Source organism: Streptomyces sp. NPDC002623, assembly GCF_053592635.1.
Genome location: NZ_JBSFWB010000041.1, coordinates 42,471 through 67,051 on the forward strand (window position 1 = coordinate 42,471; position 24,581 = coordinate 67,051).

General features: G+C 71.1%; 22 protein-coding genes. 9 read left to right on the forward strand and 13 right to left on the reverse strand.

Going from position 1 to position 24,581, the window contains the following annotated elements; all coding sequences use genetic code 11:
* Positions 1–26 precede the first annotated feature (26 nt).
* The 5 genes from ACWD4O_RS41480 to ACWD4O_RS41500 all read left to right on the forward strand — a co-directional run bounded on the left by ACWD4O_RS41480 (position 27) and on the right by ACWD4O_RS41500 (position 4,597).
* Entirely contained in the window at positions 27–761 is a 735-nt protein-coding gene (locus ACWD4O_RS41480) for an SDR family NAD(P)-dependent oxidoreductase (protein ID WP_451288220.1), read from the forward strand.
* A 129-nt stretch (positions 762–890) separates the two neighbouring features.
* Entirely contained in the window at positions 891–1,514 is a 624-nt protein-coding gene (locus ACWD4O_RS41485) for an NADPH-dependent F420 reductase (RefSeq protein ID WP_451288221.1), read from the forward strand.
* Positions 1,515–1,665: 151 nt separating this feature from the next.
* Entirely contained in the window at positions 1,666–2,601 is a 936-nt protein-coding gene (locus ACWD4O_RS41490; RefSeq protein WP_451288222.1) for an SDR family oxidoreductase, read from the forward strand.
* Between the two features lie 114 nt (positions 2,602–2,715).
* Positions 2,716–2,982, forward strand: a complete 267-nt coding sequence (locus ACWD4O_RS41495) for a hypothetical protein (protein ID WP_451288223.1) — start codon at positions 2,716–2,718, stop codon at positions 2,980–2,982.
* A gap of 331 nt (positions 2,983–3,313) precedes the next feature.
* Positions 3,314–4,597, forward strand: a complete 1,284-nt coding sequence (locus tag ACWD4O_RS41500) for an ankyrin repeat domain-containing protein (protein ID WP_451288224.1) — start codon at positions 3,314–3,316, stop codon at positions 4,595–4,597.
* Positions 4,598–4,733: 136 nt separating this feature from the next.
* Here the strand turns inward: ACWD4O_RS41500 and ACWD4O_RS41505 are convergent, their stop codons facing one another.
* Both ACWD4O_RS41505 and ACWD4O_RS41510 read right to left on the reverse strand, forming a co-directional pair.
* The gene (locus ACWD4O_RS41505) at positions 4,734–7,166 is read right to left on the reverse strand and encodes a GH92 family glycosyl hydrolase (protein WP_451288225.1); all 2,433 of its coding nucleotides are present in this window, start codon (positions 7,164–7,166) and stop codon (positions 4,734–4,736) included.
* A 375-nt stretch (positions 7,167–7,541) separates the two neighbouring features.
* On the reverse strand, positions 7,542–8,405 hold the full coding sequence (locus tag ACWD4O_RS41510) for a helix-turn-helix transcriptional regulator (protein ID WP_451288226.1): 864 nt from the start codon (positions 8,403–8,405) through the stop codon (positions 7,542–7,544).
* A gap of 131 nt (positions 8,406–8,536) precedes the next feature.
* Between ACWD4O_RS41510 and ACWD4O_RS41515 the strand changes: the two genes are divergently transcribed.
* Entirely contained in the window at positions 8,537–9,496 is a 960-nt protein-coding gene (locus ACWD4O_RS41515; RefSeq protein ID WP_451288227.1) for an NADP-dependent oxidoreductase, read from the forward strand.
* A gap of 137 nt (positions 9,497–9,633) precedes the next feature.
* The gene (locus tag ACWD4O_RS41520) at positions 9,634–9,987 is read left to right on the forward strand and encodes a S26 family signal peptidase (RefSeq protein ID WP_451288228.1); all 354 of its coding nucleotides are present in this window, start codon (positions 9,634–9,636) and stop codon (positions 9,985–9,987) included.
* A gap of 58 nt (positions 9,988–10,045) precedes the next feature.
* Here the strand turns inward: ACWD4O_RS41520 and ACWD4O_RS41525 are convergent, their stop codons facing one another.
* Entirely contained in the window at positions 10,046–10,405 is a 360-nt protein-coding gene (locus tag ACWD4O_RS41525) for a nuclear transport factor 2 family protein (RefSeq protein WP_451288229.1), read from the reverse strand.
* A gap of 126 nt (positions 10,406–10,531) precedes the next feature.
* Here ACWD4O_RS41525 and ACWD4O_RS41530 point away from each other — a divergent pair, with 126 nt between their 5' ends.
* Positions 10,532–11,041, forward strand: a complete 510-nt coding sequence (locus ACWD4O_RS41530) for a winged helix-turn-helix transcriptional regulator (protein WP_451288230.1) — start codon at positions 10,532–10,534, stop codon at positions 11,039–11,041.
* Positions 11,042–11,185: 144 nt separating this feature from the next.
* On the opposite strand, the gene ACWD4O_RS41535 is transcribed toward ACWD4O_RS41530, so the two are convergent.
* From ACWD4O_RS41535 to ACWD4O_RS41580, 10 genes are read right to left on the reverse strand one after another with little or no spacing between them, the layout of a single operon-like run.
* Entirely contained in the window at positions 11,186–12,817 is a 1,632-nt protein-coding gene (locus tag ACWD4O_RS41535) for an ABC transporter ATP-binding protein (RefSeq protein ID WP_451288231.1), read from the reverse strand.
* Positions 12,814–13,641, reverse strand: coding sequence for an ABC transporter permease (locus tag ACWD4O_RS41540; RefSeq protein ID WP_451288232.1), 828 nt, complete (start codon positions 13,639–13,641; stop codon positions 12,814–12,816). The genes ACWD4O_RS41535 and ACWD4O_RS41540 overlap by 4 nt, the downstream gene beginning before the upstream one ends.
* A complete protein-coding gene (locus ACWD4O_RS41545; RefSeq protein ID WP_451288233.1) occupies positions 13,638–14,591 on the reverse strand; it encodes an ABC transporter permease in 954 nt (317 codons plus the stop codon). The genes ACWD4O_RS41540 and ACWD4O_RS41545 overlap by 4 nt, the downstream gene beginning before the upstream one ends.
* Positions 14,588–16,171, reverse strand: a complete 1,584-nt coding sequence (locus ACWD4O_RS41550; protein WP_451288234.1) for an ABC transporter substrate-binding protein — start codon at positions 16,169–16,171, stop codon at positions 14,588–14,590. The genes ACWD4O_RS41545 and ACWD4O_RS41550 overlap by 4 nt, the downstream gene beginning before the upstream one ends.
* A gap of 52 nt (positions 16,172–16,223) precedes the next feature.
* Positions 16,224–17,027, reverse strand: a complete 804-nt coding sequence (locus tag ACWD4O_RS41555) for a class I SAM-dependent DNA methyltransferase (RefSeq protein WP_451288235.1) — start codon at positions 17,025–17,027, stop codon at positions 16,224–16,226.
* A 12-nt stretch (positions 17,028–17,039) separates the two neighbouring features.
* Positions 17,040–18,302, reverse strand: coding sequence for an MFS transporter (locus ACWD4O_RS41560; RefSeq protein ID WP_451288236.1), 1,263 nt, complete (start codon positions 18,300–18,302; stop codon positions 17,040–17,042).
* Positions 18,286–19,353, reverse strand: coding sequence for a dipeptide epimerase (locus ACWD4O_RS41565; protein ID WP_451288237.1), 1,068 nt, complete (start codon positions 19,351–19,353; stop codon positions 18,286–18,288). Before ACWD4O_RS41565 ends, ACWD4O_RS41560 begins: the two co-directional genes overlap by 17 nt.
* On the reverse strand, positions 19,350–20,450 hold the full coding sequence (locus tag ACWD4O_RS41570) for a PLP-dependent cysteine synthase family protein (protein WP_451288238.1): 1,101 nt from the start codon (positions 20,448–20,450) through the stop codon (positions 19,350–19,352). Before ACWD4O_RS41570 ends, ACWD4O_RS41565 begins: the two co-directional genes overlap by 4 nt.
* Positions 20,447–21,310, reverse strand: a complete 864-nt coding sequence (locus ACWD4O_RS41575; RefSeq protein WP_451288239.1) for a Rossmann-like domain-containing protein — start codon at positions 21,308–21,310, stop codon at positions 20,447–20,449. Before ACWD4O_RS41575 ends, ACWD4O_RS41570 begins: the two co-directional genes overlap by 4 nt.
* Positions 21,307–22,563, reverse strand: coding sequence for an ATP-grasp domain-containing protein (locus tag ACWD4O_RS41580; protein ID WP_451288240.1), 1,257 nt, complete (start codon positions 22,561–22,563; stop codon positions 21,307–21,309). The genes ACWD4O_RS41575 and ACWD4O_RS41580 overlap by 4 nt, the downstream gene beginning before the upstream one ends.
* Positions 22,564–23,113: 550 nt before the next feature.
* Here ACWD4O_RS41580 and ACWD4O_RS41585 point away from each other — a divergent pair.
* Positions 23,114–24,457, forward strand: a complete 1,344-nt coding sequence (locus ACWD4O_RS41585; protein ID WP_451288241.1) for an aminomethyl transferase family protein — start codon at positions 23,114–23,116, stop codon at positions 24,455–24,457.
* Positions 24,458–24,581: the final 124 nt, after the last annotated feature.

Below are 24,581 nucleotides of genomic sequence, written 5' to 3' on the forward strand. Positions count from 1 at the left end.
ATACCCATCAATTCAACGGAGCGATCGTGGGAAAGCTCGATGGCAAGGTAGCGGTGATCACCGGCGGGTCCACCGGCATGGCGCTGGCCGGCGCCAGACTGTTCGTCGAGGAAGGAGCGCACGTCTTCATTCAGGCCCGGCGGCCGGAAGCGCTGGACGACGCCGTCAAGCTGATCGGCCGCAACGTCACCGCCGTCCAGGGTGACGCGGCCGAACTGGACGACCTGGACCGCTTGTACGACACCGTCAAGCGGGAAAAGGGCTCGATCGACGTGCTGTGGGCCAGCGCCGGGACGGGCGAACCCGCCGTCCTCGGCGAGATCACCGAGGAACAGTTCCACCGCGCCTTCTGGCTCAACGCGCGCGGCACCCTGTTCACCGTGCAGAAGGCACTGCCGCTGATCAACGACAACGGCTCGATCCTCATGACCGGATCCAACGCCTCCCTCGGTGCCTTCCCCGGCTGGAGCCTCTACGCGGGAAGCAAAGCCGTCCAGCAGGCCTGGGCCCGCGTCTGGCTCAACGAACTGCGTGACCGCAAGATCCGGGTCAACGTCCTGACCCCCGGCCAGGTCGCCACCGCCAAACAGGAAGAATTGTTCGACGAGGCAACCAAGGCCGGATTCGAGTCCCTCATCCCCCGCCGAAAGATGGGCCGCCCCGAGGAAATCGCCACCGTCGCCCTGTTCCTCGCCTCCGACGACTCCAGCTACGTCAACGGCCTGGAACTGGTCGCCGACGGTGGCACCACCGCCATCTGAACCACACACCAGGAATGCCGTGGGCACACCCCACGACAACCCGGTCGCCACAACGAACCGACGCCCTGCGCCTGACCCGGCACGAACGAGACAGAGCGACACCTTGTGAACAGGAAGAGAGCACACCTCATGAGCAGCATCACCCTCATCGGTACGGGGAACATGGCCCGTACCATCGGCACGCTCGCGGTGGCGGGCGGCAACACCGTCGAGGTCATGGGACGCGATCAGTCCAAGGCCGATGACCTGGCCAAGGCCCTGGGCGGCGGCGCGACGACCGGCAAGTGGGGCGCCGTCCCGGCCGGGGACATCGTCATCACGGCCCTGTTGTACGCCGGTGTCGTTCCGGTCGTCGCCGAGTACGGAGACGCCCTCGCGGGCAAGGTCGTCGTCGACATCAGCAACCCCTTCAACGCCACGTTCGACGGACTGGCCCACAGCGAGGAGACCTCGATCGCGCAGGAAGTCGCCAAGGCGGCCCCGGCCGGTGCCAGCGTGGTGAAGGCGTTCAACACCGTCTTCCGCAATGTCCTGGAGAAGGGCCGGCCCGACGTTTTCATCGCTGGCGACAGTGCGCAGGCCAAGGCCGGTGTGGCGGCATTCATCGAGAGCCTCGGGCTGCGCCCGCTGGACGTCGGCGGCCTCAAAATGGCGCACTGGCTGGAAGGCGTGGGCTTGGTCACGGTGGGCCTCGCCGGCCACGGGGTCGGCCACGGGGACTTCGCCCTCGGCGTCAACGAATTCACCGGCTGAGCCCCCGGGGCCGAGCAGTCGGCGAGCAGGGCGCCGTGCGCCCTGCCAATTGAGCGCACCCGCACCACCACTTCTCGTGCCGCATCACGCCAGTGGATCTGCGGCACGGGGAGAAGCAACCCCTCCACCTACTCTCACCAGGAGCAGTCGCATGCGCGTTTTCGTCACTGGCGGGACCGGCCATTCCGGTTCGTACATCATCCCCGAGCTCATCGCCGCCGGACATGAGGTCACCGGCCTGGCGCGGTCGGACACGGCCGCGGCGGCGGTGTCCGCGCTCGGTGCGAAGGTGCGTCGCGGCGACCTCGAGGATCTCGACGGGCTCAAGGAGGCGGCCGCGGACTCCGACGGCGTCATCCACGTCGCGCACAGGCAGGACCTGCTTCCCTCCGGCGGGATCGACGCCGTGGCCGCCGCGGAGCTCCCGATCATGCTCGCGTACGGCGAGGCGCTGGCGGGAACCGGAAAGCCGCTGGTCGCGGCGGGGAGCATAGGCTCGCCAGGGAAAATGGGCCGGCCGGCCACCGAGGAGGACCCGGCACTTCCCGGCGGCGATGAGTACAAGGGCACCCTGCGGGTTCGCAACGTCGTGGAAACCGCCGTGATCGGCCTCGCCGAGCGGGGAGTGCGGTCTTCGGTCGTGCGGATCGCCAACATCGCGCACAGTACGACCGATCGTGCCGGCTTCCTCGTGCAACTGATCGCGCTCGCGAGGGAGAAGGGCTTCGTCGGCTACCCCGGAGACGGCGCGAACCTGTGGAACGCCGTGCACGCCCGCGATGCCGCCTCCTTGTTCCGCTTGGCGCTGGAGAAGGGGCCGGCCGGCAAGTACTGGCACGCGGTCGGGGACGGGGCGATCCCGCTCCGCGAGATCGCCGAGGCCGTTGGCAGTCGGCTGGGCCTGCCCGTCGTGAGCGTTCCCGCGGACGTACTGATGGTGCCGGGATACTTCGGGTTCCTCGCGAACATAGTCACGCAGAGCTACCCGGCGTCCAACCTCATCACCCGCCGCACCCTCGGCTGGGAACCCGCTCAGCCTGGCCTGCTCGCCGATTTGGACAACGGCCATTACTTCTCCGCCGGCTGACGGCAGGGAAGCGAATCGCAACGAGTCCGGCACATGGCAAGGGTTCGGCTCAGGCGGAGGGGCCTGAGAACATGACGACGACTGTGGGAATCATCGGAAGCGGCAACATCGGCAGTGCCGTCGCGCACCCGCCCGGCAGGGGCGGCCGACCGCTCCTATCTGCCGATCGCCGGGGACTCCGCGCCGGCGAAGGCGGCGGTGACCGAATTCATCGAATCCATCGGGTACGGCGTGGTGGACGCGGGACCGCTGGCCGACAGCTGGCGGCAGGCGACGGGCACGCCGGTATGGGGGACCCCGTACGGGCCGTTCTCCAACGAGAAGGGCCGGCCGGCCGACGAGCACGCCATCCGCGCGGCACTGGCCGCCGCAACGCGGTAACCGCAAGTTTGACGTGGACCGGTACAGCCCGACCGTGTCATGGCCCCGTCCAGTAGGCGCCGGGCGGGGCCACGACGCAGAACTCGTTGCCGTCCGGATCTGATCACGCGGTGGCCGCTCCACGTCCAGCGGGTGTGACAGGCTGCTTCAGCCATTGGGTTTCGCACAGGACTAGGCTCGGGATCGACCGCCGATCGTCAGCGGCCCGACGCCCGGATGTTCAGCCCCTGGCTCGGCCCCGGGGGCGGCGTGACGGACTTGGCCGGCGACGTTTCTCCCGGCCTGCGGCTGCTTGTAGGGCCGGTGATCGAGTGCAACAGGGGGGCGGGGCATGGGCGAGGATCCACTCATCGCGGCGGTGCGGAGCGGGGACGAGAACGCGGTCAGAGTGCTGCTGGAGGACGGGGCGGATCCCGACGCCGTCGACGAGCAGGGCAGCCCCGCACTCTGCCTGGCCATCTCAGCATTCAACTCGACGATCGCCGGCTACCTGGTGGAAGGCGGCGCGGATCCGGACCGCCGACTGCCCGACGGGACCACACCCCGGCTGCGGGCCGTCGACAGCGGCTCCATCGGCCTCTGCCATGACCTGCTCGGAGAAGCGGCCCAGCTCAGTGAGGCCACCCGCGTGGAACTGCTGGCCCGCGCCAGGCAGTGGCATGAGAGGGGCCCGGTCGCCATGCTGCGGGAGCGAACCAGCGCCTCGGACTCGGTCGAGCGGGTCCGGATCCGGGACAGGGAATGGTCCGCCGACTACTACGAGATCCGGCTCGGCGGAATGACCGTCCGCGACGGCCACACAGGGATCCTCACCCTCCTCGAGAAGCACTTCGGACTCCGCCCGGGCATTGACGAGTTGGCCGCCCGCGCGTGCGCACTTGAGTACCCCGACTGGGAGCACGCCGCCTGGTGGGAGATCACCAGAACCCTTGCCCAGAGGCAGGACGATGAGACCTGGGAGGCTGCGACGGCACTGCGGGCTCACCCTGATCCCCTGCACCGCCGCTTCGGCGCGGAGGTCCTGATCTCCCTCAACCTCGGGGATCCCATGACGGACGCCCCGAGTCCGTTCGAACAGCGCACGCTCGAGTTCCTCCTCGGCTGGGCGGCGGAGGAGGAACACCCGGACGTCCTGGCCGAGACCCTGTCGGGCCTTGGCCGGCATGAGGATCCGAGGATCGAACCACTGGGGCTTTCCTTCCTCGCCCACTCCGCCCCGCAGGTACGTGCGGGGGTTGCCTCGACCCTGAGAATCGTCGGCTCGGAAAGGTCCGGGCGGCAGACGTTCACCTCCGAGGGACTGAACGCCCTCCTCGCACTGGCTCAGGACACCGAGGCCTCCGTCCGCAAGGTCGCCGCCTACCGGCTCGCGCACAGCCTGAATCCGGAACCCGCCGTCGGGGACATTCTGGCCGGCCTGCTCGACGACGATGACCAGCAGACCCGCATCTGGGCCGTCCATGGGCTGGCCGAGCGGGACGATCCGCGCTGCGTCGACGGCTCCGGCCGGGTGGGGCCCGTCGACGAGTACGAGGCCTGGTCCTGGATCCTTGGCGCGCCCGCACGGTACGAGCAGCGCCAGAAGGAACAGGACGCGCCGGCCAGGGCCGAGTAGCGAATACTCGCCTACGTCTCACTGCACCAGGTCGATAGGAAGTCCGGTGGACAAGCTCGCGTCTTGACGTCGGGGATGATGCTCCACGCCGGGTCGACGGGTGGAGCACCATCTGGTGCTGTGACTGGAAACAGCGCTAGCGCGGCAATCCGCCCGGCGCCGTGGCCCAGCCCGTGTCGGGGCGGTCCGTCAGCTCGTAGGCGAGCGAGCCTCCCGAGCGTATGAACGAGCCGTCCAGCCACGAGGCGTCCCGCTGCTTGCCGTTGAGCCGGACGCCGGCCACGTAAAGGTTGGCGTCCGAAGCCGTCGGCGCGCTGATCGTGATCGCGTGGCGGCGGCCCGCCGGGGCGATGACCGCGCGCGGGAACAGCGGGCCCGTCAGCAGCACGTCGCTGCGGCCCGGCGACTGGGGGTAGACACCGAGCGCGGCGAAGACGTACCACGCGGACATCGTGCCCAGGTCGTCGTTGCCGGGAAGCCCGGAAGGGCCGGTCCCGTACACCGTGTCGACGAGTTCACGCACGGTCTCCTGCGTCTTCCACGGCTGCCCCAGCGCGTTGTACAGCCACGGCGCGTGGATGCCGGGCTCGTTGGTGGCGTCGTAGCGCAACGGGTCGCCACCACGCAGCGACCACGAGCCGTCGGGCTTGTGGAAGAAGCCGTCCAGCCGCGCCGCCGCCACCTCGCGCCCGCCCATGGCCGTGGCCAGCCCCTGGACATCCTGCGGCACCATCCACGTGTACGTCGCCGACGTGCCCTGGGCGAAGCCCCGGTCGGAGGCCGGGGCGAAGGGCGTGACCCACGAGCCGTCCAGGTTCCTGGCCTGGATGTATCCGCCCGCCGGGGTGGCCCCCGGGTTGAAGACATTGCGCCAGTAGCCGCCCCGCTCGCTCAGCTCCCGGTACTCCCGGTCACGGCCGAGCTGCCGCGCCCACTGCGCGAGCGCGGCGTCCGCGACGGAGTCCTCCAGGGTCTCCGCGGCACCGCCCCAGCAGTGACAGGCGTCCTGCGCCGCGTACCCCGAGCCGAGGTACTGCGCGAGGTTGGGGCGCTGCCCCTCGCACTGGCCCGGGCAGCCCGCGTCGGACAGCCCGTCCGGGTGCGGGACGGTCGCCTGGCTGTAGAGGGAGTCGAACGCGCCCTTCACATCGAAGTTCCGTACCCCCATCGCGTAGAAGGTCGCGAGTGTCGCGGCAGACGGATCGCCCGTCATGACATGGGTCGGGCCGCTGATGTGCACCCAGCGGTCCCAGACCCCGCCGTTCTGCCGGGCGAAGTTGTACAGCGACTGCGCGAAGTCCCCCGCGACACGCGGTTCGAGGAGGGCGAGCAGCTGTACCTGGGCGCGGTACTGGTCCCAGCCGGAGAAGTTGCTGTACTGCGCACCCTGGCCCCGCCCGATGCGCTGTGCCTGCCCGTCCATCCCCGGGTAGCGGCCGTCCCGGTCACTGACCAGGTTGGGCTGCTGAAGGGCGTGGTAGAGGGCGGTGTAGAACGTCGTGCGCTGCGCCTCGCTGCCGCCGCCGATCCTGACGCCGCGCAACCGCCGGTCCCAGGCGGCCCGGCCGGCCGCCGCGACGTCCGCGACGCTCGCCCGGGGCGCTATCTCGCCGCGCAGGTTGGCCTCGGCGCCGGCGAGGGAGACATACGAGATGCCGAGCCGCATCCGGACATCGTTGTCAGTGGTCGGATCAAAGGTGACGTACCCACCGGAGCCGCGGCCCGCCCGGTCCGCCCCCGTGGCGTAGCCCTCGCCGCCGTCGGCTGTGGTGGAGCCGGCGGAGAGGCGGTCGTTCTGCCAGGTGCCGACGCCGGAGAAGGCGCGGTCGAAGGAGGCGGTGAAGTAGAGGCGGTAGTAGCTCTTGCGGTTGTTCGTACCGCCGTTGGCGCGGCGCCCGCAGAACGCGCCGGTCTCCACCCAGCCAGTGACCTTCTGCCGCGCGGTGTCGATCTCGACATGCGCGTTCTCGCTGCCGTTCAGGGAGTTGGAGACGCGGAAGAGCAGGCTGGCTGGCCTGTCCCGGGGGAAGGTGAAGTCGGCGACCCCGGCCCGCTCGCTGACGGCGAGATCGGTGGTCGCGCCCGAGTCGAGGCCCACCCGGTAACGGCCGGGCTCCGCTTTCTCGTTGGCGTGCGAGAAGTTCGCGGCGTACTTCTGGTCCTTGGTGTCGGCGGAGGGAGAGGAGTCGACATCGCCCACGAACGGCATGACCGGCACATCACCCGCGGCGCCGGGGTGGCAGCCCGCGCCGTTGACGTGCGTGAGGCTGAAGCCGCGTACGCGGGTGGTGTTGTACGAGTAGCCGTTGGCCGCCGCGGTGTTGGTCTGGTCCCCTGCGGTGCTGGTCGGGGACCAGGCGATCATGCCGAACGGCAGATTGGCGCCGGGGTAGGTGTTGCCGCCGTTGGCGGATCCGATGAGCGGATCCACGTACTGAACGGGGCTGCGCACCTCGGCGGCGGAGGTCGCTGAGGCGGCGGAGACGGGTGTCGCCGCACTGGCCGCCGGCGTCCCGAGCAGAGGCGCGACCAGCCCGGCCAGGGCCGCCGTCACTGCCCCGCCTAACATCGCCGGCCGGCTCCCGCGTCTCTTCCTCGTCACGAACGTTTGCATCGTGCACCACGCCCTCTCGTCTGCTGAGGTCCTGGGAAACTGGACCGTGGAGATCGCTGCGACCATAAGGGCGTTCGATGGTCCAGGCCATGCCTCTCGGGGCACGATCAATGAATCCTGAGTGAACCGGCCAACACCGATGAATGGCTGGTGCTCTGACGGCATGGGTTCGCCGGGTTTTTCAGGCTGCGGCGAGGGGGCGTCCGTCCCAGCGCAGGTAGGCGTACAGGGCAGGCACGGGTCTGCACGATGTGGTGGGGATGGTTCGAGTTGGCGATGGTGAACTGCCTCAGCGGTCCGAAATACGCCTCGATCGTGTTCTGCGATGGGTCAGTGGGCGCCGAGCCGATCGGCGAGGAGTCGGAGTCGTTCGGCGTCGGGGCTGCCTTCGGCGGCGGTGCAGACCATGAGCGCGGGGCCGGCGTTGCCCGGTATCGGGTAGGCGTCCCAGTCCAGGTTCAGTTCGCCGACCTGGGGGTGGGTGAGGCGCATCTGTCCGCGGGTGGGTTCCGCCACGTCGTGGAGGGCCCACAGGGCCGCGAACTCGTCGCTGCGGACGGCGAGTCCGCCCACCAGCTCGATCGCGCGCGGGTGGCCGGGATCGGCGGCGACCTGTGTCCGCAGCATCCCGATCAGCTCCGCGACGGTGGCCGCCCGGTTCGGGCAGGTCCGGTCGGTCTCGGGGCGCAGGAACAGCGCCAGCAGGTTCCGCTCCCGCTGCGGCTGCCGGGTGAACTCTCCCAGCAGGGCGCCGCCGAGCGGGTTCCAGGCCAGCACGTCCAGGAAACGGCCGATGACCAGAGCGGGCGAGGTCATGGTGTGCAGCAGTCGTAGCGTGGTGCCGGGTACCTCCTCCGGCTCGTACGAACGCGGCAGCCGGGCCGGGGTGCGGGTGGCGGCAGCGAGGCTGTGGAGGTGCCGGGTTTCCTCGGCGGAGAAGTTCAGGGCGCGCGCGAGGGCGTCCAGGACCTGTTCGGAGGGGCGTACGTCGCGGCCCTGTTCCATGCGCTGGTAGTAGTCCGAGCTCACCCCGGCCAGCAGGGCCAGTTCCTCGCGCCGCAGCCCGGCGACGCGCCGCCGCGGGCCGGGTTCCAGCCCGACGTCCTCCGGCCGCAGCCGAGTTCGGCGGGTGCGCAGGAACTCCGCGAGTTCGCGTCGGGGATCGTCACTGATGACTTGGGAGGGGTCGGGCACGGAACCAGTATGCCGTCGGTGCGGCCCGCGAGGGTGGGTCTGCCGGACCCAGGAAAAGGAGAACGACCGTGATGGCGTGTGCGGGGTCCAACATCAGACGCACCACAGCCGGTCACGGAGGGAACAGCGACATGAAGGCCGTTCAGATCACGAGTTTCGGTACGGCGGACGTACTGCGGATCAATGACGTGGACCGTCCCGCTCCCGGCGCGGGGGAGGTCCTGGTGTCGGTCGAGGCGTCCAGCGTGAACGGGCACGATGTGATCGTCCGGGCGGGGGAGTTGAAGATGGTGTCGGGACGCCGGTTCCCGATCGGTGTGGGCCTGGACTTCGCGGGCACTGTCGCTGCGACCGGCGCCGGTGCCGAGAGTTTCCGGGTCGGGGACCGGGTGTGGGGCATGGTGCATCCCCGGCAGCGGCACACGACCGCGGGGGCGGCCGAGTACGTCGTGGTCCCCATGGACCGGATCGCGCACGCCCCGGCGGACCTCTCGTCGGTCGAGGCGGCCTCCTTGGTCGTCACGGGTGCCACGGCGCTGATTGCGCTGCGCGACAGCGTGCGCATCATGAGCGGCGATCGGGTCCTCGTGCGCGGCGCGGCCGGCGGAGTCGGCACGGCAGCCGTGCAGTTGGCGCACGCAATGGGCGGTCACGTCACCGCGCTGGCCCGCGACCGCCATGCCGAGTTCCTGACCGACCTCGGCGCCGACGAGGTCCTGGACTACCGCTCCACCACCTCGGACCTGATCGGGCCGTACGACGTCATCGTCGACACCGTCGGCACGGAACTGCACTGCTATCGGAGCCGGTTGGCCAAGGGCGGCCGGATGGTCACGGTCGGACTGTCCGCGTCGGCCCTGGCCGCGATCGCCGCGTCGAGCGTGCACGGCTCGCGCCGTATCCGCACCTTCAGCGCCAACCCGGGCGGTGCCGTGCTGCGTGATGTGGCCGACCATGTCACGTCGGGTGCGCTGCGCCCGGTGATCGACAGCGTGTACCCGCTCGCGGACATCGCCGCGGCGCACCAGGCGTTCGAGCGCGGCGGCGTCGTGGGCAAGCACGTGGTGACGGTGCCGCGTGGCTCCGTCTGATGGAGTCCGGTCAACGCCACGAAACATGGCTGGGCCTGTACGGCGTGGACGTCCTCGCCGGTGGAGCACGGAGAAGTAAATCGGTGGGGTGACGCAGGGGAATCTGCCACGCTCATCGGATGGGTGCATTGGATGCAGTGGCAGGAAGGGTTGCCGGCGGGTCCACCGTGACGTTCCGGCCCAGCGGCTCCTCGATGATCCCGTTGATACGCAGTCGGCAGCAGGTGGTCGTGGCCCCGGTCGACCCGTCGAAGTTGGAGGTCGGAGACATCGTCCTCGCCCGTGTCGCAGGGACGGTCTACTTGCACTTGGTGTCGTCCGTGGACCTCGCCAGGAAGCGGGTGCAGATCAGCAACAACCGCGGCCGCGTCAACGGCTGGACCAGCCACGATCGTGTCTTCGGTATCTGTGTGGCAGTCGACGGCGTCACCCGGTCGGGAATCGTCGGCAAGGCGCTCGCGGCCGACGCCGACGACTCCTCCCGAACCTGACGTTCCGGCGGCATCGGGGCACCGAGCCATACGGGTGGCAGAAAGATCCTCAGAGGACTCAGGGTCGGATGGCGAGTTGTTCGATGAGGTCGTCGCGGAGCGTGAACTGGAAGCGCAGATCGACGGCACCGCCGGGGAAGTCGCCTTCGAGGTGGTGGGTGGCGGTGTAGTGGGCCGTGTCGGTCTGCTGCACGCCGGTGAGGTGGATGGTGTAGGTGAATTCGGTGGCGGACCGGCCCAGCCACCGCTCGATCGCGGCGATGCCCCGGTAGGTGTTGCCGTCGTCGATCACGGTGGCGTCGTCGGCGAACGCCGTGATCGCGGCGGCGGTGTCATGGGCGTGATGCGCCTTGAGGTAGCGGGTGATCACCTCGGGCAGGGCGTCGGGGGTGATGGTCCGGGGCTGGTCGTCGTGCATGACGCTCTCCTCGAGGTGGTGGCGGGCCGTTGCTGGATGCGGGCACGCGAGGCACCGCTCCCGTCGTTACTGCTAAAATGGAAGCTACTAACTTCGACTTTAGCAGTAACTGAAGGGACGGTCGCCGTGGCAAGCCGGATCAGGTTGGAGGACCGGGAGTGCCCGCTGTCCACGACGGTGGAACACGTCGGCGAGTGGTGGACGCTGCTGATCCTGCACGACGCCTTCGACGGCTACACCCGCTTCGACCAGTTCCAGGAGAGCCTGGGCATCTCCTCCAGCATGCTCACCACCCGGCTGAAGACCCTCGTCGCGGACGGTCTGCTGGAGCGACGGCAGTACCGGACCGCCCCCGTCCGGCACGAGTACGTCCTGACCGAACTCGGGCACTCCCTGCGCCCGGTGATCGTCGCCCTGGCCGCGTGGGGCAACTCCCGCCTCACGCCGACCGAGCGCAGCATGATCCTCGTCGACGCGCGCAGCGGCGAGGAGGTCGAGCCGGTCGTCGTCGACGCCAGGACCGGCCGCCGACTCGACGACAGCGGCGCCTATGTCTTCACCGCAGGCCCCGCGGCCAGCGACGCGATGCGCAACCGCTATGCGACCCGGCCGGCCATCCCCGCGGAAGAGGCGTAAGGCTGCCCGGACGAGCCGCGGACAGGACCGGGAGCCACGAATCGCTGCCGGCCCCCGGCCCCCGGCACCCGAAGAGCGACCGGCTGCGCAGAGACGCAGCCGAATGGGGCCGCCCCCTGGTGTGCCGGACGGCGTTCCCGACGGTCAGGTGTCCGTTCCCGCCCCTCGCCGTGTCGTTGTCTCCACGAGCGACACGGTGAACGGGTGGCGCGGTGCAGTGAGGACGCGCCGGGCCGGTCCCTGTTCGACGAGTTCGCCGGCGTCCAGGACGGCGATGCGGTGGGCCAGGGCCGCGGTGTTCAGGTCGTGGGTGATCAGGACGAGGGACAGGTCGTCGCGTTCGTGGAGCAGGGCGGTGAGGATGCCGAGGATGCCCCGGCGGGTGATCGGGTCGAGGCCCGAGGTGATCTCGTCGCAGATGAGGACGCGGGGCCGGGCGAGCAGGGCGCGGGCGAGGGCCGCGCGTTGGAGTTCGCCGCCGGAGAGCTGTCCGGGGCGTCTGCGCACCAGGTCCTCGGGGAGGCCGAGGCCGGTCAGCGTGGCCAGGGCCTCGCGTGTCGCGGCGGAGGGCCCGGTGCCGCGCAGTCGTATCGCGGTGCGGGCGATCTGGTGCAGGACGGGGCGGTGTTCGTCGAAGGCGGCGCGTGCGTCCTGGAAGACGTACTGCACGGCCGCCAGTTGTGCGCGGTCGCGGTCGCGCAGGCTGCGCGGCAGAGGTGTGCCGTCGAGGAGGATCTCTGCGTCGTGGTCGCGGTGGAGTCCGGCCAGGCAGCGGGCGAGGGTGGTCTTGCCGCTGCCGGAGCGGCCGACGACGGCCAGGCTCCCGCCCGCGTGCAGGTCGAGTTCGGCCAGGCGCAGCACCTCGGTTGTGCTGTGTGTGTCGTTGTTGCGGTGACGGGCGGTCAGATCGCGTACCCGAAGGAGGGGGCGGCCGCTGCCGGTCGTGCATTCCGGCTCCGGCTCCGGTTCCGGCTCCGTGAACTCCGGGTGCTCGCAGAGCAGTTCGCGAGTCCAAGCGCGCCGGGGTGCCAGCAGCAGACGTTGCACCGGGCCCGACTCCATGACCCGGCCCGCCCGCATGACGATCACCTCGTCGGCGAGCGCCCGTACGACGTCCAGGTCGTGGCTGAGCAGGACGACGGCGATGCCACGTGCCGCGACGGCCGCCAACTGGTCGACGACACGGCTCTTGGTCAGGGCGTCCTGGCCGGTGGTGGGCTCGTCGGCGACGATGACCCGGGCGCCGAGGAGCAGAGCCTGGGCGAGGACGACGCGCTGCTGCTGACCGCCCGAGAGCTGGTGCGGATAGCGGCGCAACAGGGCCTCGGCGTCCGGGAGTTGAGCATCGGTGAGAGCGTGCAGGACGCGTTCGCGGGCCGCCGTCCGGCGCTGGCCGCGGGGCAGGTGGCGTACCTGGGTGCGGGCGATGTCCGTCAGGAGGGCGGAGATACGGCGCGCGGGGTTGAGGACGGCGGCCGGGTGCTGGGGGATGTGGCCGACCCGGCCATCGGCTGCCAGGCGTATGTCGCCGGTGACGCGGGCGCCCGGCGGATACTCGCCGAGCAGGGCGAGGCCGGTGGTGGTCTTGCCACTGCCCGAGGCGCCGACCAGGGCGGTGACCTTGCCGGGGTGGGCCTTGAGGCTCACTCCGTCGACGATCGCCCTGCCGCCGACCTCGACGCGCAGGTTCCGGAGCTCGGCCACGGGCTCCTCGGCGGTGGCACCGGGGCCGGCGGGACTGCCGACCTGGTCCGCCGTGTCGTCTGTGTGGTTCACGGGCGTACTTCACTCCCTGCCCGGTCAGGGCCGCGGTCGCTTCGTCGGTCGTCCGCGAGCGCTGCGTCGAAGAGGAGGTTGGCGCCCATCGTGAGGGCGACGATCAGCAGGGCGGGGACGACCACGGCCCACGGCTGGACGAACAGGCCGGTGCGGTTGCGGTCGACCATGACCGCCCAGTCGGCGGCGTCCGGGGCGACCCCGACACCGAGGAACGCGGCCGTGGCGACCAGGTACAGCACGCCGGTCAGCCGGGTCCCGGCGTCGGCGGCCAGGGTGCGCAGCATGGAACGGCCGACGTAGCCGACGGCCATGCGCCACCAGGACTCGCCCTGCATCCGCAGCGCCTCGACCGCGGGCCGGGCGGCCACCTCGCCCCCCGCCGTCCGGACGATTCGCGCGGCGTCGGGCACGTTCACCAGCGCGACCAGCAGCGCGAGCCCGGCCGAGCCCGGCGAGAACACCGAGGCCACCAGCAGGATCAGCAGCAGCGACGGCACGGCGAGCAGGACGTCCAGAGGCCGCATCAGCAGCTCCTCCAGCCGGCGGCGACGTGTGAGCGCGCTGACGAGCCCGACGGGTACGGCGACCGCATAGGCGAGCGCGGTCGCGGTGAGGGCGGTGACGACGACCGTACGGCCGCCGCGCAGCACCTGCTGCCATACGTCGCGGCCCACGAAGTCGGTGCCGAGCCAGTGACCGTCGCCGAGGGTGAAGGAGGCGGCGCGGGGGCCGGGCTCGCCCACGAACAGGGGGCCCAGCAGGGCGAGGACGAGGGGAATGCCGATGATCGCGAGGCCGAGGGCGAAGCGGTGACGCCTCATGCCGCCACCCCCGCCCTCGGCGTCAGCCGGTGAGCCACCAGGTCGGCACCCAGATTGAGTACCACGGTCAGCACCCCGAACACCACCGCCAGCCCCTGCACGACCGGCACATCGCGCTCGGCCACGGCGTTGAGCAGAACCGTCCCGAGCCCCGGGATCACGAAGAGTGCCTCCACGACGATGACGCCGCACAACAGCCAGTCGATGGTGCGGGCGAGGTGCTGGACGGCCGGAGCGAGGGCGTTCGGCAGGGCGTGGGCGTAGCGGATGCGGGTGCCGGAGATGCCGTAGCGACGGGCCTGCGCCACATAGGGGGAGGCGAGCGCGTCGATCATGCCGGCTCGCACCAGGCGGGACAGGGAGCAGACCGGGCGGGCCAGCAGGACCAGCACGGGCAGGACCAGCGCAGCCGGATGGACGAGCAGATCCGTGCCGTAGCCCACCGCCGTCGGCGGCAGCCAGGCGAGGTTCAGCGCGAAGACGGTCACCAGCAGGACCCCGAGGGCGAATTCGGGGATCGCGTACACAGCCGACGTCACCGAGCTGACCAGTCGATCCACGATCCGTCCCGCGTGCCGGGCGGCGAGGACGCCGAGCCCGAACCCGATCGGGACGAGCAGCGCGAGGGTGAGCGCGGCCAACAGCAGGGTCGGTCCGAAGCCGTCGGAGATGTACTGGCCGACCGGACGGCCCGAGACGAGCGACGTGCCGAAGTCCCCGTGCAGCAGTCCCGTGGCCCAGCCGGCCAGCCGCTCGTACGTCGGCCGGTCCAGGTTCATGGCCTGCCGGATCACGGCGATGCGCGCAGGGTCCGGCTGATCGCCCGCGAGGGCCACCGCGGCGTCGCCCGGCAGCGCCTCGGTGAGCGCGAAGACCAGCAGCACGACGGCCACGGTCTGCAGGGCGCCGAGGAGCAGTCGCCGGGCGACGAAGGAACGCAGTCCGCTCACGCGAGCCAGACCTTGTCGAAGCGGGCCCAGTCGAGCGTGTTGGCAGGGGCCTTGGCCGCAACTCCCTTCACCTTGCGGGCGGTTCCGAGGATCCAGTCGGCGAAGCCCCAGATGAGGAAGCCGCCCTCCGTGTACAGGCGGCGCTGCATCCGCTCGTAGACGGCTGCCCGTTCGGTCTTGTCGCGGGTGGACTGGGCCTGCTGGTACAGGGCGTCGAAGTCCTTGTGCTTCCACTTGGTGGCGTTGGTGGTGGAGTCGGTGAGCAGGCGCTGGGAGATGTGGGCCTCGATGGGCAGGGCGCCGGAGCGGTAGCAGCACAGGGTGCCGTTGTCGAGGATGTCGGCCCAGTAGGAGTCCTTGCTGCCCATCCTCACGTCGACGGTGACGCCCGCCTTCTTCGCCTGGTCGCGGAAGATGCCGGCGGCCTCGGTGAACCCGGCGGCGACGGCCGAGGTGTCGAGGGTGACCCTCAGGTTCTCGGCGCCGGCCTGCTTGAGCAGGGCGCGGGCCTTGTCGAGGTCCTGGGCGCGTTGGGGGAGGGCGTCGGCGTAGTACTCGTAGCCCTTGCCGAACAGGTCGTTGCCGATCACACCCGCACCGGACAGGGCACCGTCGACGAGTTCCCTGCGGTCGGCGATGAGGAAGAACGCCTCACGTACACGCTTGTCGTCGAAGGGCGCCCGGTCCGTCTTCATGCAGAACGCCTGCATGGCGCTGCCCCGGAGCCGCACGATCTCGATCTGCCCCTTGCCCTCGTGGGCACGGGCGGTGACGGGGTTGAGTTCGTGGGCGTACTCGACCTGTCCGCCGAGGAGTGCGTTGACGCGTGCCGACTCCTCGTTGGCGACGACGAACTCGAGCTCGTCGAGGTGTGGGGCCCCCTCCCAGTAGTCGTCGTAGCGGCGGAAGACGGCGGAGCGGCCGGGTGTGAAGGAGACGAACCGGAAGGGGCCGGAACCGATCGGTTGCTTGTCGAAGTCGCCTGATTCCCCCGCGTTCTCCGGGACGATGTACGCGCCGAACGCGGCCAGGATGTTGGGGAGTTCGGCGGTGGGCCGCTTGAGGACGAACTCGATGCTCCGCTCGCCGGTGGCGCGACTGGCGTCGAGGTCGATCGGATCGAGGGACGCCTTGGCGCGGAACGCCTGCGCGGGGTCGGCGATGCGGCGGTAGCTGTAGAGGACGTCGGCGGCGGTGACCGGTTTGCCGTCGTGGAAGGTGGCCTTGCGCAGGGTCACCTGCCAGCGGTCCAGGCTCTTGTTCGACTCCCACTTCTCGGCGAGGCGGGGCTGGGCGGAGAGGTCGGCGCCGTAGTCGGCGAGCTTGTCGTACAGCGCCTTGGCACGGGCGGCGTCGGCGAAGAGGTTGGCCAGGTGCGGGTCGAGGGTCTCGCTCGCACCGCCTCCGGCGAACGCGGCGCGCAGCCGCCCGCCTCGCTTCGGAGCGCCGTTGCCCTCGGCGTCGGAGCCCTCGCTGCCGGAGCCGCCGCATCCTGCGAGAGCGAGCGCGGCGAGTGAGGCGGCGCCCGTGGCGGCGAGGAAGCCGCGGCGGCGCAGACCGGGGAAGCGTTCGTCGTACATGACCGTCCTTGGGGCGTGGGTGTCAGCGGGTGTAAGTAGGTGTCAGTGGGTTTCAGCAGGTGGAGTTCAGGTGGGCGACGACGTGCAGCCGGTCCGCGTCCGTCGTCTCGCCGGGCAGCAGGCCCTCCCGCCATGGCGGCTCGGTGCGCGGACCGGGCCCGTCGTGGAGTTCGCGCACCTCGAAGCCGTGTGCGGCCAGCAGGTGGCGCAGCTCCTGCGGGAACAACAGCCGCCACGCGGAGCGCTGCTCGACCGGCGCCGACCCGTCGTCCGCGGTCCACACGCGCGTACGGCGCAGGAGCTGGGCCGTACGGTCCACGGTGAGCGTGGTGTGGGACCGGTAGGTGGCGCGCTGCCAGGTGAACTCGTTGACCGTGGGCGTGCCCAGCAGGTCGGTACGGCCGAGGAAGTACGCGCCGTTGCGCATCTCCGCGATCAGCAGGCCGCCGGGGGCCAGGGCGCGGCGGCACGAGGTGAGGAAGGCGTCGAGCTGGTCGTTGGTGTGGCAGTACAGCAGGGCGCTGTCCAGGCACACGACGGCGTCGAACACAGCCCGGCCCAGGTCGAAACCGCGCAGATCGGCCTGGACGTACTCGGGTCCGCAGTGGTGGATGCGGGCGTGGGCGAGCATCGCCTCGGAGAGGTCGGCGCCGGTCACGCTGCGGCCGGCACCGTGGAGGTGCGCGGCGTCGCGTCCGGTGCCGCAGCCCAGGTCGAGCACCCGCGGTCCCGCGCCGTGCCGGCGGAGGCAGTCCTCCGTCCAGCGTCCGGCCAGCCGGTCGGGGTCGGGGAAGCGGGCCTCGTACAGCTCGGGGTTGTCGGTGAGCAGGTTGTGCGCAGCGGTCGTGGACGTCATGCCGGTCCCTCCTCAGGCCGTCACGGGTACGGCGGGCTTCGACGGCGTCGGCAGCGACCCGAGCCGGTGGAGCCAGGCCACGCCCAGCGCGGAGGCGAGCCCGAACAGGGCACAGCACGCCCACGGCAGCCAGTCGGCGTCGCCCCGCTCCCCGGTGTCCATGGCCCAGCCGATGACGGTGTTGCCGACGGCGGCGGCGATGCCGGAGACCATGTAGAAGATGCCGAAGCAGGTGCCGGTCAGCTCCGCCCGGCCGAAGCCGGGGATGAGTTCCATCACGAACGGCTGGGCGATCATCACCCCGAGGTGGAGGAGCAGGGTGCCGACCAGGACGGGCAGCGCGCGCAGTGCCGCGTCGGCCGCACCGTCCGGGCCGTCGGAGCCGACCCCCACCACGGCGGGGGGCAGGAACGCCACTGCCATGAGACCCAGGCCCGTCGCGATCCAACGCGCCCGGTCCCCCCGCTCCTTGAGGGCACGGGTGATGCGCAGTTGCAGTGCCAGGTTGGCGAGGGTGCCGACGACGAAGACGAGTCCGGCGGCGCCGTTCCAGCCGGTGGCCTGCCGGGCTCCGTCGGGCAGGAGCAGATACAGCTGGTTCTCCAGGGTGAACATGCCGACCATGGCGAGCGCGAAGGCGAGGAAGGCCCTGTTGCCCAGGACTTCGCGCCAGTCCGCGAGGACCGTGCCCTTGCTCGGCTCGACCTTTCGGGCCGGCAGCACGAGGGCCTGCGCGACGGTGAGGACGGCGAAGATCCCGGCGGCGGTCAGCGCGGACGTGCGGAAGTCCACGAGCAGCAGCACGCTGCCCAGCAGCGGACCGATCAGCGCGCCGGTGGTGGCGAACACGTTGAACAGGGCGAACGCCTCGGCCCTGCGCTCGGTGGCCTCCTGCGCGATGTAGGCGCGCACGGCGGGGTTGAACAGTGCCCCGGCGAGCCCGCTGAGGACGGACGCGGCGAGCAGCACACCCAGGTTGTCGGCGAGCGCGAACAGGGCGAACCCGAGGGTGCGCAGGGCACAGCCGGCGATGATGACGCCGCGCGCGCCGAGCCGGTCGGAGGCGGAGCCGCCGATGATGAACAGCCCCTGCTGGCTGAGGTTGCGCACGCCGAGCACGATGCCGACGACGGCCGCCGACATGCCCAGGTGGTCGGTGAGGTGGGTGGCGAGGTAGGGAATGAGGAGGTAGAAGCCGATGTTGACGCCGAGCTGGTTGACCAGCAGCAGCTGGACCGCAAGCGGGAAGCGGCGCATCTCACGCCACGCCCTCATACGCCCCCACCTCCTGAACTCCCAGGCCGGGAAGGCCGCTTGCGCGTACGACGCCGTCCTCGCCGCCGATCCCGGTCCACGGGTCGTGGGCGAGCAGCAGATGTCCGTCGAGGTCGGCCCAGCGGGCCCGGTCGGCGATGTGAACGGCCGGCGCGAGACCGAGGCTGCTGGCGGTCAGGCAGCCCAGCATCAGCTCCGTGCCACTGCCGAAGATCGCCCCGGCGATGCGCAGGGCCGCGTGCACCCCGCCGCACTTGGCGAGCTTGACGTTGACGCCCTGGACCCGGCCGGCCAGGCGGCGCACGTCCTCCAGATCCACGGCGTCCTCGTCGGCGATGACCGGCAGCGGTGAGCGCTCGGCCAGTGTGCCCAGGGCCTTCGGGTCGCCGGGCGCGACGGGCTGTTCGACGGCCTCGACGCCGAGGTCGGCGAACCGGGGCAGCAGCGCCTCGGCCTGCGCCACCGTCCAGGCGCCGTTGGGGTCGAGCAGGAGCCGGGCCCGGGGCGCCGCGTCGCGGATGACGCGGACGCGCTCCACGTCGTCCTCCGGGTCGGGGGTTCCCGCCTTGACCTTGATGATCTCGAAGCCGGCCGCCGTGAGGCAGCGGGCCTGTGCCGCCGCTCGGGCGGGGGAGGTGATGCCGATGGTGCGGGCGGTGGCCGCGACCGGAGGCACGGCCGCACCGAGCAGCCGGTGGACGGGGCTGCCGGCGCGCTTGCCGACGAGGTCGAGCAGCGCAGCCTCGACGGCTGCGGTCACGGCCGGGGGAGTGCCCCCGCCGATCAACTCGACTGCCCGCAGGGCCCGCAGGGCCTGCAGGGCGCTCTCGGGGTCGGGGAAGCGGGCGAGTTCCGCGCCGGCGGCGGCGAGGAGCCGTTGCAGAGTGTCGACGTCGAGCCCGTAGTAGACGCTGGTGACGGCCTCACCGTGGCCGGTCACGCCATCGTGTTCGATGCTCAGCCACACGGCGTCGCGGGTGGTCATGGTGGAGCGGGAGATGCGCAGCGGCTCGGTGAGATCGAGGCGCACGGTACGCAGACCGGCCTTCACGGGGTCCTTTCCGGATGGGGTACGGCACGCGGGGCGGCCTTCAGCGGGTCGACGACCCGGGAGCAGCGCACCCAGCCGGTGGCCTCGGCCGCGCCGGGGTGCGGGATCTCGACGGGCCGGGTGGCCGCGGCGGTCGGGTCGAGGCCGTGGGCCGCGGCGAAGTCGTCGTCGTAGACCGTGCCGAGGTAGCGGTGCGGGCCGTCGGGGAAGACGGTGGCGACGACCGCGCCGGGATGGACGCGGGCGGCCCAGGCGGCGACGAGGGCGGCGGCGCCCGTGCTCCAGCCGCCGCTGACGAAACTGCCGCGGGCCAGGCGGCGGCAGCTGTCGACAGCCTCGGCCGGGCCGACCCAGTGCACCTCGTCGAAGGCGTCGTGGACGACGTTGCGCGGGTGGATGCTGCTGCCCAGGCCGCGCATCAGCCGTGGCCGCGCGGGCTGCCCGAAGATCGTCGAGCCGGTCGAGTCGACACCGATCAGCCGCAGCGCCGGCCAGCGCCGCCGCAGCGGGCCGATGATCCCCGCACTGTGCCCGCCGGTGCCCACACTGCACACCAGGATGTCCAAATGGTCCAGCCGGTCGACGAGTTCGGCGGCCAGCGAGGCGTAACCGGCGCTGTTGTCGGGGTTGTTGTACTGGTCCGGCCAGTACGCGCCGGGCAGCACGGCGAGCAGTTCCCGCAGCCGGCCCAGCCGCGCCGCCTGCCAGCCGCCCCGGGCCGCCGGGCGGTCCACGATCTCCAGCCGCACCCCGTGGGCGCGCAACAACTGCCTCATGGACGGCTCCAGTTCACTGTCGCCGACCAGTACGACGGGATGGCCGAGGGCCTGGCCCGCGAAGGCGAGCCCGAGACCGAGCGTGCCCGAGGTGGACTCCACCACCGGTGCGCCGGGCTGCAGTTCGCCGCGCTCACGGGCGCCCAGCAGCATCGACACGGCCGCCCGCGCCTTCATACCGCCCGCCGCGAGTCCTTCGAGCTTGGCCCAGAAGCCGGGATGCGGGCCGGACAGGTCGGTCGTGATGCGGACCAGGGGCGTGCGGCCGAGCAGGGTGAGCAGTTCCGGGCGCGCGAGGGTGCGTACCGCAGTCGTGGTCATCGTCCGTCCTCCGGACAGGGGCCGCCGTAGCGGTGCACGGTGCTGGGGCCGCCGTCGAGCCAGAAGAAGGGATACGGCTCGGCGCACACCGCGCTCACCCCGTGGCCGAGGAAGCGGGGCAGTACGGCGCTGCCGGTCTGGGCGAACATCACCAACTGCTTGCCGTGCGCCAGCGCGTGCCGCCGCAACGGCTCGAAGGTGCCGTTGCCCAGCGTCATCCCGGACACCAGCAGGGCATCACAGCGCCCGGCCGCGGCGAGCGCGTCGGTCACGACCGCCTCACCCCACTCGGTCAGCCCGCCCTTGAGGTCACCGGCCACATAGCCCAGCCCACGCGAACGCAGCTCCTCCAGAAGGGAGTTGACGACACCCACCACCAGCACGGTCGCGCCCGGCGGCAGCTCGAGCAGCGCGACGACGGCCTTCGCCCGGGCCCGGGACCTCTCCAGCGACGTCCCGGCGGGCAGCGGGACGGACCGCGCCCCGTTCTGTGGAACGTGCGGAGCAACGTGCATCAGATAGGCGTCCAGCGCGGCCACGCGCACCGGCAGCAGCGGATGCTCCAGCAGATGCGCCACGTTCGCGCCCACACACTCCTCGACCGCACGGTCGGACAGCGTCCCTGGCTCGACCGCGCACGAGCCGACGGCCGCGCCGAGCCGCAGGCTGAGGACCTCGTTGCGGTAGCCGGTGCCGCGCCCTTCGTGCCGTACCGCCTGCCGCGTGGTGAAGGCCACCGCGATCCGCTGCGCGGCCGGATCCGGACCCAGCTCACCGGCGCGGACACGCGCCACGAGCTCGTCGTACGACCCGCACGACTCGAACGTCGTCGTGCGGGCCGAGCCGGTGACGGCGGTCATCGGATCACCAACCCGGAGCGCAGTGCACCGAGCAGGACCTCGACGTGGTCGCGGGCGCCCAGCCCTTCGGCGTCACCCGCCATGATGTGCCCGAGGTACTCGTTGTTGCTGCCCGCCGCCTTCACCTGCTTGCCGGGCGCGGCGAGCTGCACCTCCAACACGCCCGGCACGTCCCGGAGTTCGCGGCCGTCCAGTGACTCGAGCGTGCCCGAGGTCGCCGGCACGAGGAAGCCGATGGCCGCGCTGCGCAGCCCGGTGTCGCTGCGCCGCAGGTCGGGCTCGCGGCCGAGGGACACCTCGACGAAGGCCGCGGCCAGGTCGATGCCGGTCACATGCCGGACCAGCTCGGTGATGCGGTTCCCCGCGGGCCGAGGGTTGACCTCGACCACGCGCGGCCCGGCCGAGGTCAGCTTGATCTCGGTGTGCGCCACCACGCCCTCGGTCAGAGCGAGGGCCTTGAGCGCGGCGAGGGCGGTCTGTTCGGCGGCCTCGGCGTCGGCGGCCGACAGAGCGGCCGGGAACATGTGCCCGGTCTCGATGAACGCGGGCGCCCCGCCGATGCTCTTGTCGGTCACGCCCACCACATGGACCGCGTCCGCGTGCGACACCGTCTCGACGCTCACCTCGGGGCCGTCCAGCAGTTCCTCCAGCAGGACGGCGGGCTCCCGGCGCTGTCCGCGGGCGTTGACCGGGAGGTCGGCCAACACCCTTACAGCGGCGGCGAGTTGCTCCTCGTCGTCCACGCGCCGCACGTACATGCCCGCGCACAGGTCGACCGGCTTGACGACCAGCGGGTAGCCGATCTCCCGCGCCGCCCGGGCTATGTCGGCCCACTCCTCGTGCACGGCGAAGTGCGGCCCGGGGACTCCCGCGTCGGCGAGGACACGGCGGGTGGCGTCCTTGCGGCAGGCGTCCTCCACCGCCTCCGGTGCCGGGCCCGGCAGCCCCAGATGCCCGGCGATCCGCGCCACGGTCGGAAGGTAGTAGTCGCAGGAAGTGATCACGCCGTCGAAGCGCAGTGCTTTGTGCAGCCTCTCGATCTCCGGCAGCAGGGCGGCTGTGTCGTTGGTGTCGGCGGTGATCACGTTGCGGGCGCCGAGCAGCGGGTGTGCCGCCCCCTCGGGGGCCGAGCGGAGGTAGTGGTGCAGGTCGCGGGTGAGGAACGTGAACTCGTGTCCGCCCTCCCGGATCGCCCTTGGCAGCAGTCTGCTCATCGACCCGACCCAGCTCTCGACCATCAGCAGATGAGCCACAACTCCCCTTTTCGTGCGGGCGGTTCAGACGTCAAGGCAGCCCGGAGCACCCTCGGGTGGGAGGGGTGGGCTTTGCGCAACGCACACGCTATCGATAATCATTTTCATTTACTAGCCCCTTACCGAACCGCCTTCGGCCTGCGGCGACGTGGTCGGATAGACGAACGCGGTGGACAGGGCGCCGTCCTCGGAGGGCACCGCCGGGCCGGCCTCGGCGATGCCGTCCGTCGTCGACAGTGCGGCCTGGACGGTCTGAAAAAATCCGGCCGAGGACTAGAGCGATTAAGTCTTCCGTTGTAACCTCCCCGCTATATCGATTTAGCTTCCAGCTCGCAGGTCGGTCCGCCTGTGAGCGGAGAAGGCCATTCGAGACGCGGGTGCGTCGCGCGCCGAGCCGGCCGTCTGTCGGCAAGGGTGCCTCGCCGTGTGTCTCACCCGACCCCGACCCGATCTCCGTTTGTCCGTCCCAGGACTAGTCGGTTGCGTAGCGAGTCGCGCTACTAGATCGATTTAGTAACCTCGGGACGAACGACCCCGACAGGAGCCGCACATGGCAGTCCCCAGTCTTCAGGACGGCATCGACAAGGCCGGTTCGCCCATCGGCCTGCTGTGGAAGCCGAACGCCGAACCGTGGACCCCCGAGGTGGTCGAGCGGGAGTATGCCGGCTGGCGCCGGGAGCAGGCCGCGTGGCACGAGGGCGTAGCGCTCCTCAACCTCTCGCACCACATGTACGACATGTGGATCGAGGGCCCCGACGCCACCAGGGCGTTGGCCGAGTACGGCGCGAACAACTTCGAGAAGTTCGCGATCGGCCAGGCCAAGCAGTACGTGCCCGTCACCCGGGACGGCCGGATCGTCACCGACGGCATCCTCGCCCGCCACGCCGAGAACAAGTACCTCCTCAGCGGGATCCCGGCCGCCCAGCACTGGGTGCAGTACCACGCCGAGAAGGCGAGCTACGACGTCGCCTTCGCCACCGACCCGTCCTCCGCGTTCCGCCCGGGCGGCGGAGACCCGAAGCTGTTCCGCTACCAGATCCAGGGCCCGTTGGCGCTGGAGCTGATCGAGAAGGTCTTCGGCGGTCCGCTGCCGCAGACCAAGTTCTTCCACGCCACCCCGGTCACCCTGGACGGCCGTTCCTTCGAGGCCCTGCGACACGGCATGGCCGGGCAGGCCGGCTACGAGTTCATCGGCCCCTGGGAACACGCCGCCCACGTCCACGAGGCGTTCCTCGAGGCCGGCGAGCCGCTGGGCCTCGTCCAGGTCGGCGCGCTCGCCTACGCCACCCCGAGCGTGGAGAGCGGCTGGGTCCCCTCCCCGGTCCCCGGCATCTACACCGACCCCGAGCTGGCCGGGTACCGCGCCTGGCTGCCGCTGTTCGGCATCGAGGGCAAACGCCCGCTCAACGGCAGCTTCTTCTCGGAGAACATCGAGGACTACTACGTCTCCCCGTACGAACTGGGCTACGGCAAGCTGATCCACTTCGGGCACGATTTCCACGGCCGTGACGCCCTGCTCAAGGCCAAGGACGAACCCCACCGCACCAAGGTCACCCTCGTCTTCGACCCGGACGACGTGCGACGGGTCGTCGGCGGGGGAGAGGACCCGGGCTTCGTCCTCACCTACGCCCGCCACCGCGTCGAGACCTCCGCGGGAATGATCGGCACGACCATGCAGACCGCCTCGATCGACCCGGTCGGCACGGTCCTGGCCCAGTCGCTGGTCGACTCCGCCCACGCCGCGCCCGGCACCGAGGTGAGCGTGGTCTGGGGCGAGCACCCCGGCGTCGGCACCGACCCCGAGGCCGACCTCGGGTTCCCGCGCATCCGCGCCACCGTCCAGCCCAGCCCCTACGACCGGCACGCCCGGACCGAGTACCGACGCGACGCGTAGTGCGGGCCCCGGCCGGCCGGAGGCAGCGAGGCGGGGGCCGGCGCCGGCCCCCGCCGCCCCCCCCGCCCCCCCCCCCCCCCCGGCCCCCCCCCCGCCGCGGGGCGGGGGGCGGCGCGGGGGGCGC